We start from the raw sequence: 12304 nt of genomic DNA, 5'->3' as shown, positions 1-12304 counted from the left end.
TCAATCATGTACATAAAAATCATTAAAATAATATTGGAATGTATTTAACAAAAGAAGTAAAGGCCGAGATTTTTAAAAAACACGGCGGGGAAGAAAAAAACACAGGTTCTGCTGAAGGGCAGATAGCCTTGTTTACCCACAGAATCAACCACTTGACCGAGCATTTGAAAAAGAACCGTAAAGATTTTAACACTGAGCGTTCTTTGGTAAAGTTGGTAGGTAAGAGAAGATCTCTTTTAGATTACTTGATTAAAAAGGATATCATTAGATATCGTGCAATAATTAAGGAATTAGGAATTAGAAAATAATTTACCAAAAGGGGAAAGTGTTACTTTCCCCTTTTTTACAATATCAGTATTATTGTTTTTCAATACTATTGTAAAGTCCCATAGGCATAGCTTAGGGCAAAAACAAAAAGCTTGCACATAGTTTTTCATTGGTCAACAACACACAACTACAACACAACAACGCGTCTATAACAGACGAAAGACCATTGTTTAACAAACCTGTAATGAGACAGGTTTTAATTCGTATTTATGATACCAAAAGTATTTAGAGAGGTCATTGACCTTGGGGACGGTAGGGAAATTTCTATCGAAACCGGAAAATTGGCAAAACAGGCCCATGGTTCTGTTGTTGTACAGTCTGGAAAATGTATGTTGTTATGTACAGTAGTTTCCAATTACAAACAAAGTGATGTGGATTTCCTTCCACTTACGGTAGATTACCGTGAAAAATTTGCGGCTTCCGGGCGTTATCCAGGAGGTTTTTTCAAAAGGGAAGCAAGACCTAGTGACGGTGAAGTATTGACTATGAGATTGGTGGATCGTGTTTTACGTCCACTTTTCCCAAAGGATTACCATGCTGAAACCCAGGTGATGATTCAATTAATGTCCCATGATGAGGATGTTATGCCAGATGCTATGGCAGGATTGGCCGCTTCCGCTGCCATTCAACTTTCAGATTTTCCGTTTGAATGTGCTATTTCAGAAGTGAGGGTTGGTCGTATTGATGGCAAATTCATAATCAACCCAACCAGGGCTCAATTATTGGTATCCGATATCGATATGGTCATTGGAGCTTCAGCAGATTCTGTAATGATGGTTGAAGGTGAAATGAAAGAAATCTCTGAGGAGGAAATGGTAGAAGCCATTAAATTTGCCCATGATGCCATTAAGGTACAATGTGCTGCCCAAATTAAGTTGGCAGAAGCATTTGGCAAAAAAGAAGTTCGTGAGTACGAGCCAGAAAGGGAAGATGAGGAATTGGCCAAGAAAATCCACGACATGGCTTATGATAAGGTATATGCCATTGCAAAAGCCGGTTCGGCAAAGCATGAAAGAAGTGCAGCTTTCGACGCTATAAAAGAAGAAATAAAAGCTACTTTTTCTGAAGAAGAATTGGCAGATTTCGGGGATATGGTTTCCAAATACTACTATAAAGCAGAAAAAGCTGCGGTTAGGGACCTTACCTTGAATGACGGACTACGTTTGGACGGTAGAAAAACCGATGAAATTAGACCAATCTGGTGTGAGGTTGATTATTTACCTTCAACCCACGGTTCCGCTATATTTACTCGTGGAGAAACCCAAGCTTTGGCTACGGTAACTTTGGGAACTTCAAGGGAAGCCAACCAAATAGACATGCCTTCTTTTGAAGGAGAGGAAACTTTCTACCTACATTACAACTTCCCTCCTTTCTCAACTGGAGAAGCCAGACCTATTAGAGGTACTTCCCGTAGAGAAGTAGGACATGGTAACTTGGCGCAACGTGCGCTTAAAGGAATGGTCCCTGAGGATTGTCCTTACACAGTACGTGTGGTATCGGAAGTATTGGAATCCAACGGTTCGTCTTCTATGGCAACGGTTTGTGCCGGAACTATGGCTTTGATGGACGCTGGGGTACAATTAAAGAAACCTGTATCCGGTATTGCCATGGGATTGATTTCCGATAGCGAAACTGGAAAATATGCTGTTTTGTCCGATATACTTGGTGACGAAGATCATCTTGGGGATATGGACTTTAAAGTAACCGGAACCGCAGACGGAATTACCGCTTGCCAAATGGACATTAAAGTAAAGGGATTATCCTATGAAATTTTGGTTAACGCATTAAAACAGGCCGGTGCCGGACGTTTGCACATCCTAAGCAAATTGGTAGACACCATTGCTACACCTAATGCAGATGTTAAACCACATGCTCCTAAAATGGTCACCAGAGTTATTCCTGGCGAATTCATTGGAGCATTGATAGGACCTGGAGGAAAAGTAATCCAAGAATTGCAAAAAGCTTCCAAAACTACCATCGTTATCAATGAAGATCCAGTTACCGAAGAAGGTATTGTTGAAATTCTAGGTACCTCACAAGAAGGTATTGATATGGTTCTTGCCAAAATTGATTCATTATTGTTCAAACCAGTGGTAGGTAGCGTATACGAAGTGAAGGTCATTAAAATGTTGGATTTTGGTGCCGTTGTTGAATATACCGATGCTCCTGGCAATGAAGTATTGCTTCATGTATCCGAATTGGCTTGGGAAAGAACGGAAAATGTTTCCGATGTAGTAAACATGGGAGATGTTTTTGATGTTAAGTACTTCGGTTTGGACCCAAGAACTAGAAAAGAAAAAGTTTCACGTAAGGCATTGTTGCCTAAACCTGAAGGCTATAAGGAAAGACCACCACGAGAAGATCGCGGAAGAAATGACAGAGGCAACGATAGAAATAGAGATAGGGATCGTAAGCCTAGAAGGGACTAGTTTTAAATAACTGTCACAGTACCAAAGCCACGTTTTTACCTTTTTTAAGGGAGAGCGTGGCTTTTTTCATGCATTTTAACTAAAAAAGCAAAATAAAACAGACCAATTGTAACATTTTAAACTTTTCAACGTATAACCTAATGCAGCTTATGCTTAATGCAAATAATTTAGAACAATAAAATTTCGATGAGACAGCTTAAAATTACAAAACAGGTTACCAATAGGGAAACTGCTTCTTTGGATAAATACTTACAGGAAATAGGTAAGGTTGATTTAATTACGGCAGATGAAGAAGTAGAATTGGCACAAAGGATCAAGGCAGGTGATCAACGTGCACTTGAGAAATTGACCAAGGCCAATTTACGATTTGTGGTTTCCGTTGCAAAGCAATACCAAAATCAAGGTTTGACCCTTCCGGATTTGATCAACGAAGGTAACCTTGGCCTGATTAAAGCTGCACAACGTTTTGATGAAACCCGTGGTTTTAAATTTATATCCTATGCAGTTTGGTGGATTCGCCAATCTATATTACAGGCTTTGGCGGAACAATCGCGTATTGTAAGGCTACCCTTGAACAAGATTGGATCTATCAATAAGATAAATAAGACCTTTGCCTTCTTGGAGCAAGCCCATGAAAGACAACCTTCTGCCGAAGAGATCGCCAAGGAATTGGACATGACTGTAGAGGATGTAAAACAATCTCTTAAAAATTCCGGGCGTCACGTATCTATGGATGCTCCCTTGATAGACGGTGAAGATTCCAACCTATACGATGTATTGCGTAGTGGGGAGTCTCCAAATCCGGACAGGGAATTGTTACACGAATCTCTTAGAACCGAAATAGAAAGAGCTTTGGAAACCTTGACCCCAAGGGAAGCGGATGTTATTCGTTTATACTTTGGATTGGCCGGGCAACACTCTATGACCTTGGAGGAAATAGGGGAAACTTTTGACCTTACCAGGGAAAGGGTTCGCCAAATCAAGGAGAAAGCCATTAGAAGGCTTAAACACACCTCAAGAAGCAAAATCTTAAAGACATATTTGGGTTAATCCTAACAATAAAAATTTTTGCGCAATCGCTTATCCCCATTGGAAAGCTAGTGCGAAAATTGTAAATTGTAGACAGTAACAACAGTTATCATGACTGTTCGTTTTTTGATTGATGAATAAACTCCGGCTGATTACCGGAGTTTTTTTCATTTAAAAACTACCTAAAAATGCTCTTTACCTGGGCAATTGCATTCCTGGGACATTTACCAAGACAATTACTGGAAACACACTTATCTTTGTATCATTGTACACATTTATTCTATGGCCAAAGACCTCCTTTTAATAACACCTCCCTTTACCCAACTGAACACCCCTTATCCGGCAACGGCATACTTAAAGGGCTTTCTAAATACCAAAGGCATAAGTACTTTCCAAATGGACCTGGGTATTGAGGTTATATTAAAAATTTTCTCCAAAGACGGACTTCGGAATATTTTTGGTCATGCCCAGGCCAAGAATTCCATAAAATCGGACAACTGCCATAGAATAAACACTTTACAACAAGATTATGTAAAGACTATAGATTCCGTTGTTTCCTTTTTACAGGGCCATAATGCCACCTTCGCCAGGCAAATATGCACCCCAAACTTTTTGCCCCAAGCGGGGAGATTTGATCAATTGGACGATTTGGAATGGGCCTTTGGCAGTATGGGGCATCAGGATAGGGCGAAACACCTGGGCACCTTATACCTGGAAGACCTATCCGATTTTATAGTAGAATGTGTTGATGAAAATTTTGGCTTTAGTCGATATGCGGAACGATTGGGGAGAAGCGCCAATTCCTTTGATGAACTCTATGGACATTTGCAAAGTGGCATCACCTACATAGACCAATTGACCCTCGACATTTTAGCCGATAGAATCGATACTGTTAAACCCAAGTTGGTATGTTTTTCCGTTCCCTTCCCCGGCAATTTGTATAGTGCGTTTAGATGTGCCCAATTTGTAAAACAAAACTATCCAAAAATTAAAGTAAGCATGGGCGGGGGATTTCCCAATACTGAACTCAGGTCACTCACGGATAAAAGGGTTTTTGATTTCTTTGATTATATTACCCTGGATGACGGGGAACTGCCCTTGGAACTGTTAACGGCCCATTGTCTGGAACCCCAAACCACCGAAAGTATTGTCCCTTTAAAAAGAACCTTCTTATTAAAGGATGATGCGGTAAATTACAATAATCTTTCCTCAAGAACAGATTACAAACAAAGTGAGGTAGGTACCCCGGACTATTCCGATCTTTTACTAAACAAGTACATCTCCGTAATAGAAATCGCCAACCCCATGCACAGCCTTTGGAGCGATGGCCGCTGGAACAAACTAACCATGGCACATGGTTGCTATTGGGGCAAGTGCACCTTTTGCGATATCTCCTTGGACTACATAAAAATCTATGAGCCCATCGCTGCCAAACTGTTGGTAGACCGTATGGAAGAACTCATTGCACAAACCGGTGAAAGTGGATTTCATTTTGTGGATGAAGCTGCACCCCCAGCCCTTATGAGGGCATTGGCGTTGGAAATTCTAAACCGAAAATTAAGCGTTAGCTGGTGGACCAATATTAGGTTTGAAAAGAGCTTTGGCCGCGATCTCTGCAAATTATTAAAGGCATCGGGCTGTATAGCCGTTTCCGGGGGCCTGGAAGTGGCCTCGGACCGCTTGTTGGCATTGATCCAAAAAGGGGTTACGGTGGAGCAGGTAGCCAGAGTTAACCGTAATTTTACGGAAGCCGGGATTATGGTTCATTGCTATCTTATGTACGGCTACCCTACCCAAACCATTCAAGAGACCGTTGACAGTTTGGAAATGGTACGTCAAATGTTCCAATTAGGAATACTACAATCCGGTTTTTGGCATCAATTTGCCCTTACCGCCCATAGTCCGGTAGGGCTCAATCCAGAAGATTACCATATCATTCCAGACTATCAGCCCATAACTTTTGCCAATAACGACATCCAATTTACGGATACCACCGGCATAGATCACGAAAAATTCAGTTTTGGGTTAAAGAAATCGCTTTTCAATTTTATGCACGGCATATGTTTTGACCATACCTTGCAACAATGGTTCGATTTTAAAATCCCCAAAACCACTATAGCCCCCAATTTTATAGAAAATGCCATTGCAGAAGTGCCCGTACTTAACACCAAAGCCAATGCCAAAATAGTGTGGTTGGGAAATATGCCCATAGTGGAGACCATTACAAAATCCAAAAAAGGGCATAGCTGGAAATTGCTAAAAATGACATTTCATGACAAGTCGAGCTCCATAAGCATTACCGTAGATAAGGAACAAGGGGAATGGCTAAGGAACACCTTGGCCAATATGTTGGCCGCACATGAAAAATTCCACACTTTTGGCCAGCTTAAAACCGACTTTGAATCGCAGTTTGACAATTTTGAACTGTTCTGGTATTCCAAACCAATACAAACTTTAAAGAGCCACGGACTACTTACCCTTTGAATTCAAATCATTACAGACAAATCCCTTTCAAAGGCAGACGAAAACATACCAAAAGCGGCCCCAATTAGAACACAATACCAATCTATTGAGATTTAATATCCTCATCAAGAATTGGCCTGACTCCTTGGACTATTTAACCGTATTCAGCCTAAATGGGAAGGCGTACAACAGAAGAAGCATTGACAAATCAATGCTTCTTCTTGTTTTTCCGTAAACCATAGCCAAACCCTACTAAGCAGTGGCGGCTTCCCCACTTATGATAGGCTCCAATTTCCCTTTATTCTTGGATAACCAAGTCTCTAAATTCATTAATTGTGGATTTAATTCTTTGGTGAATTTCACATCACGGGCCTTGCAAAAATCATCATCGAATTCGTTATTAAATTGGAACATATTCCCCAGATCTTCAGCTCCGGGAAAATCCAATTTGCGATACTCACTCGCTGGAATAGCATTGTATCCTATATCAACCCCAAAAGTCTTGGTAAAGGCCGCCGCCATTTGTTTTCCGGTAAGATGTTCGCCCGATATCCCTACCGTTTTATTTTGATACTTTTTACCGGCCTTAAAAATTCCCAAAGCAGATTTACCAATATCCTCTGCGGCTATTCCCGGAAGCTTGGCACTGCCAATGGGCATTGTAATTCTCAATTTTCCGTCCATTCCACGTGTAGGTCCAGAACCAAAATAAATAAAATTGTCCCAATAGAATGAAGTTAGCAATAAGGTATATGGCACACTACTTTTTTCAAAATAGACATTGGAAGCACCCTTGCCATCAAAATGGGGTACCTTGTAGTTCCCCATTAGGGTGGGCATACGTTTGTCCGTTAAAGGAACCCATTTACGGGTATCTTCAAGCGTGGACCAAATTACGTGTTGCACCCCTGCTTCCTTGGCAGCCATAGCCATGTTTTTTGCCTGCTCCATCTCTCTTTCCGGTGAGAAATGATCCCAAAAGAAAGTCACACAATATGCCCCATAGGCGCCCTTAAAAGCTTTGACTATACTGTCCTTATCGTCCAAATTGGCCTGTACCACTTCGGCCCCCAATTGTTTTAGTTCTTTGGCCTTTTTGGAATTTACATCCCGGGTGATTGCCCTAACTGCAAATTCCTTTTTGCCATCATTTAAAATTGAGCGTACCAACCCGCCACCTTGAGCGCCGGTAGCCCCCACTACAGCAATAATTCTCTTATTTTCCATAATACGTAACATTTTAGATTAATTGATACTATTGGAGTTAAAATGAAAAAAATACCATGGCATTTAGTAAGCACCCGCTACCAAGGAATTAAATTCCATTCCGTATCCTTGCTTTCCTTATATAATCGCAACCAAATAAAATATACTATCGGGGGAAGAACCGTTTTTATCCAAACCAACCTATAGAAGTGGTTGGAAGACCTTCTTAAATTACATTCCAATGCTCAAGTTTAGCAATGGATAAATATTAAGCAACCCTAATTTAAGAAATAACCGTTTTGCAATAACATTTTACCCGTTAAGGTTTAGCCAATTGTGAATTAAATGATTAAAAAAGCCTTTAGAAATATCAATATCAGTAAATTGATCCACTGCACTTAGCCACAGCTAACCAATAGAAAACAATACACCTCAGGTTGCGCCTGAATTTACCGTACCTTTGTGAAAATTTCCGGCAAAAAAGGCATCTATATGAATTTTAAAGAATTAAAGCTAAATAAACATCTTTTGAGAGCAGTGGCAGAAAAAAACTATGACGACCCAACTGCCATTCAGGAAATTGCCATCCCTTTAGTTTTACAGAAAAATGACATAATAGCTTCTGCCGAAACAGGGACAGGAAAAACGGCCGCTTTTGCCCTCCCCATACTGCAGCTCCTATTTGATAAGCAGGAAACTTCGGAAAAAGGTAGAAAAATTAAGGCATTGATTATTAGTCCCACCCGGGAACTGGCATCGCAGATTCATGAGAGTTTTTTGGATTACGGCAAGTACACCCATTTAACCTCGGCCGTTATTTATGGAGGAACAAAGATAGAGCCACAAATAGCCATCCTAAAAAAGGGAGTGGATATCTTGGTGGCCACACCAGGCAGGTTATTGGACCTTCACAAACAGGATGTGGTAAATTTGGACTATGTGGAAACTTTAGTGCTGGATGAGGCCGATCTTATGTTGGATATGGGATTTATAGACGACGTTAAAAAAATAGAGCGCCTTTGCCCAAATGAAAAGCAGACCCTCCTATTTTCGGCCACTATGCCCTTTAAAGTAGTGCAATTGGCCGATACCATTTTAAAGGACCCCAAGAAGGTAGCCGTTACCCCAACATCTTCGGCAGCGGCTACTGTAAATCAGTTATTGTATTACACGCCAAAGCCCAATAAAATAGAACTCTGCCTTTATCTGCTTAGAAATACCATAAAAGGTAATATCCTAATTTTTAGGCGTACAAAATACGGGGTGGACAAATTGGAAAAAACACTCCGCAACAATAACTTTAAGGTAGACAGCCTACACGGAGACAAGTCGCAGGACGAACGTCAAGCAGCCCTAGGGAAATTCAAACAGGGAGTAACGAACATCCTTGTAGCCACGGATGTCGCCGCCCGTGGATTGGATATAGACGAGCTGGACGCCGTTATCAACTTTGACCTGCCCAATATACCGGAAACCTATGTACACCGCATAGGAAGAACTGGAAGAGCGGGAAACACGGGAACATCCTATGCCTTTTGTTCTGCCGATGAAAAAGGATATTTGTCCACAATTCAAAAACTGATGCAAAAACACATCCAAGTTGTTGAGGACCATCCGTACCCCTTGGACCCCAAGGCCAAACCGCAAGTACATAAAAAGCAAGGCAGCAAACATAAAAAAGGCAGGAAGTCCGTAGCCTCCAAAAAGAAAAAAAAGCGCTGGTATTAATACCCATTAAACCTTAAGATTTAAGGTGCCCCATAATATATTAACGCCTGCCCCCTTTCCCTTAAACCATATCAATTCACTACCTTTGTAGAAATAATTTCAATAAAAGTAATGGACAAAAAGATTATTGCCCCTTCCCTCTTGGCAGCAGATTTTGCCAACCTTCAGCGAGATATTGAAATGGTAAACCACAGTGAGGCCGATTGGCATCACATAGATATTATGGATGGTGTTTTTGTGCCGAACATCTCTTTTGGAATGCCGGTCCTAAAGGCAATTGCGGCCCATGCCACCAAAACATTGGACGTTCATCTCATGATCGTGGATCCGGATCGATATATTAAGACCTTTGCAGAATTGGGCGCCAATAACCTAACCGTCCATTATGAAGCCTGTCCACATCTACATCGTACCCTACAGGCCATTAAAGCCGAGGGAATGGCAGCAGGCGTGGCATTAAACCCGCATACCAACATTAGCTTATTGGAGGATGTTATAAATGATATCGACCTAGTCTGTATCATGAGTGTAAATCCAGGTTTTGGGGGACAATCATTTATTGAAAACACTTACGATAAGATTAAGGCCCTAAAGGAACTTATACAAAGAAAAAGTGCCCATACCCTAATTGAGGTCGATGGCGGTGTTACCTCTGAAAATGCCAAGGAATTAATAGATGCGGGAGCAGATGTGTTGGTTGCTGGAAGTTTTATTTTTAGAAGTAAGGATCCTGTGCAAACTATTCACGAACTCAAAAAAATAGTTGGATAATGAAGATTTGGGACGTAGTTATAGTTGGAGGCGGGCCCATTGGCATTGCCTGTGGCTTGGAAGCCAAGAAAAAGGGATTGTCCTATATAATTCTTGAAAAGGGATGTATTGTTAATTCCCTATATAATTATCCCCTGAACATGCAGTTCTTTTCATCTTCAGAAAAACTGGAAATCGATGAAATTCCTTTTATTAGCATAGAGGCGAAACCCAAAAGAAATGAGGCGCTGGAATACTACAGACGGATAGTGACCTCCAATCATCTGAACATTGCACTTTTTGAAAAGGTAAATTCAATCAAAAAAATAGATGGCCTCTTTAATATTGTCTCCGACAAGAATACCTATAACGCCACCAATGTGATCCTTGCCACGGGCTTCTACGATATTCCGAACAGAATTAATGTACCCGGGGAAGATTTGGAAAAGGTATCCCATTACTACAAGGACCCCCATTTTTATTCCAGCCAGAAAGTAGCGGTCATTGGGGCCAGTAATTCGGCCATAGATGCAGCCCTGGAATGCTATAGAAAAGGGGCAGATGTATCCTTGATCATTAGGGGACCGGAAGTAGGCCAACGTGTAAAATATTGGGTAAGGCCCGATATCATCAATAGAATTGAAGAAGGCAGTATAAAAGTCTACTACAATAGCACGGTAAAGGAAATTAAGGAAGATGAAATTATCCTGAATTCCCCCAACGGAACAGTTGCCCTCGAAAACGATTATGTTCTGGCACTGACCGGATACATGCCCAATTTTGGTTTCTTGGAAAAAATAGGAATCCAATTGTCCGATGACGAGAAAAGACTTCCCTGGTACGATCCCCAAACCATGGAGACCAATATTGATAATCTATATCTGGCCGGAGTAATTTGCGGAGGAATGGAAACCCACAAATGGTTTATAGAAAACTCTAGGGTCCATGCCCCAATGATTATGGACCATATTGTGAAGAAGACCAAATCCGTCAATTCCTATCAAGATAAGTAGGTTCATTAAGCTTTTGGCAGTAGCAAGCCCGGCACCAAAAGAAAAGGGAAGAACATATATATCCTATCGCCCTTCCCTTCCTTGGTTCTTTTATAAAAGTTAATTGGCCAGCTCCATTTTCTTTAGTCGGTCCAAGGACTCTATATAATAGTATTCGGCATAGATCAGGGCCACGTCAATTTCATGTCCCAAGGATTTGGCTCCTGTGGAATGCAACAGAAAGGAATCGGCCTTCCCCACTCCTGAATATGCATCGGAACTCAAGGATTCCAACATCCGCATGGCGGCATCAAAATATTGTTCCTGTTTGTTTTTATCTTCCACCAATGTACTGAGCTCCAATAGGCCCGAAGCCACCACCGCGGCGGCAGAGGCATCCCGTTCCTCAATTTCTTTATTGGGAACATCAAAATCCCAATGGGGAATATAGTCTTCCGGTAGTAGTTCCAGATACTTGTCCGTTATCTTTACCGCAAAATCCAAGAATTTCTTATCTCCCGTTTCCCTATACACCATAGTGTACCCATATATTCCCCAAGCCTGTCCGCGAGACCATCTACTATCATCTGCGTAGCCTTGTTTGGTATGTCTGTTCAATACTTTTCCGGATATGGAATCATATTCAATAACATGCCATGAGGTGTAATCTGGCCTATAATGATTTGCCATAGTAGTCTCAGCGTGTTTAACGGCAATATCATAATATTCCTTACTACCTCCATTTTTAGCGGCCCAGAACAAAAGTTCCAAATTTAGCATATTGTCTATTATGGTAATATGCTGTTCCCACCGTGGGTGCATTTTATTGGACCATGATCGTATTGTGCCTACATTAGGGTTATACCTACTCGCCAAGGATTGGGCCGAAGTGAGAAGTATATCCTTATACTCCTTTTTGTCCCCCAACATATAACCATTGCCATAGGCCGGGAACATCATAAACCCAATATCGTGATGTTCGGTAATTGTTTTAAAATCCTCAAAAACCTCTGTTCTTTTAATGGCCTCCTTCTTCCATTTTTCGTCTTTGCTTAGATTGTACATATACCATAGGATTCCAGGATAAAATCCAGAGGTCCAAACCAAACGCCCGTTGGGAATTTCCTTCCATTCGGTTTCGTTGGTTTCAATTAATCGCGGGTGTTTGGTTAGATCCGTAAGTTTAGGCACAGCCTGGTTCAATTGGGCTTCACAGTTTTTAATTTCCTTGTCAAGATCAAAAGAATAGAACTTGGCGCTCAGCTTACTTTCTTCTTTTATATTATTCTTTTTAGACAAATTCTGGCAACTTGCCAAACAGATAAGCAGGGATACGAAGAATAGTTTCATAGGATAATTGGATTTATTTTTTGCAATAAT

9 protein-coding genes are annotated in these 12304 nt (G+C 41.0%); 7 read left to right on the top strand and 2 right to left on the bottom strand.

Annotated elements, in window-relative coordinates; translation table 11 throughout:
* The first annotated feature begins 38 nt into the window (after positions 1 to 38).
* From rpsO to BUA60_RS20940, 4 genes are all read left to right on the top strand, one after another.
* On the top strand, positions 39 to 308 hold the full coding sequence (gene rpsO, locus BUA60_RS20955; RefSeq protein ID WP_031442673.1) for a 30S ribosomal protein S15: 270 nt from the start codon (positions 39 to 41) through the stop codon (positions 306 to 308).
* A 228-nt stretch (positions 309 to 536) separates the two neighbouring features.
* Positions 537 to 2756 (top strand): polyribonucleotide nucleotidyltransferase, encoded by a 2220-nt coding sequence (locus BUA60_RS20950; RefSeq protein WP_072865245.1) that lies wholly within the window; start codon positions 537 to 539, stop codon positions 2754 to 2756.
* Between the two features lie 186 nt (positions 2757 to 2942).
* A complete protein-coding gene (locus tag BUA60_RS20945; RefSeq protein ID WP_031442671.1) occupies positions 2943 to 3806 on the top strand; it encodes a sigma-70 family RNA polymerase sigma factor in 864 nt (287 codons plus the stop codon).
* 261 nt (positions 3807 to 4067) lie between these two features.
* Positions 4068 to 6269: a B12-binding domain-containing radical SAM protein gene (locus BUA60_RS20940; protein WP_072865243.1), complete on the top strand. Its 2202-nt coding sequence runs from the start codon at positions 4068 to 4070 to the stop codon at positions 6267 to 6269.
* Between the two features lie 231 nt (positions 6270 to 6500).
* Here BUA60_RS20940 and BUA60_RS20935 read toward each other — a convergent pair whose 3' ends face one another.
* Positions 6501 to 7475: an NmrA/HSCARG family protein gene (locus BUA60_RS20935; protein ID WP_072865313.1), complete on the bottom strand. Its 975-nt coding sequence runs from the start codon at positions 7473 to 7475 to the stop codon at positions 6501 to 6503.
* A gap of 471 nt (positions 7476 to 7946) precedes the next feature.
* Here BUA60_RS20935 and BUA60_RS20930 point away from each other — a divergent pair, with 471 nt between their 5' ends.
* The 3 genes from BUA60_RS20930 to BUA60_RS20920 all read left to right on the top strand — a co-directional run bounded on the left by BUA60_RS20930 (position 7947) and on the right by BUA60_RS20920 (position 10945).
* Positions 7947 to 9182: a DEAD/DEAH box helicase gene (locus tag BUA60_RS20930; RefSeq protein WP_072865311.1), complete on the top strand. Its 1236-nt coding sequence runs from the start codon at positions 7947 to 7949 to the stop codon at positions 9180 to 9182.
* Positions 9183 to 9293: 111 nt separating this feature from the next.
* Positions 9294 to 9953: a ribulose-phosphate 3-epimerase gene (gene rpe, locus BUA60_RS20925; RefSeq protein ID WP_072865241.1), complete on the top strand. Its 660-nt coding sequence runs from the start codon at positions 9294 to 9296 to the stop codon at positions 9951 to 9953.
* On the top strand, positions 9953 to 10945 hold the full coding sequence (locus BUA60_RS20920; protein ID WP_072865239.1) for a YpdA family putative bacillithiol disulfide reductase: 993 nt from the start codon (positions 9953 to 9955) through the stop codon (positions 10943 to 10945). Before rpe ends, BUA60_RS20920 begins: the two co-directional genes overlap by 1 nt.
* A 99-nt stretch (positions 10946 to 11044) precedes the next feature.
* Here the strand turns inward: BUA60_RS20920 and BUA60_RS20915 are convergent, their stop codons facing one another.
* Positions 11045 to 12274, bottom strand: a complete 1230-nt coding sequence (locus BUA60_RS20915) for a glycoside hydrolase family protein (RefSeq protein ID WP_072865310.1) — start codon at positions 12272 to 12274, stop codon at positions 11045 to 11047.
* Positions 12275 to 12304: the final 30 nt, after the last annotated feature.

This window comes from Arenibacter palladensis (assembly GCF_900129275.1).
In the GTDB taxonomy this organism is placed as follows: domain Bacteria; phylum Bacteroidota; class Bacteroidia; order Flavobacteriales; family Flavobacteriaceae; genus Arenibacter; species Arenibacter palladensis.
The sequence above is the reverse complement of the archived record's forward strand: the minus strand, read 5'-3'. Positions and strand labels throughout refer to the sequence as shown.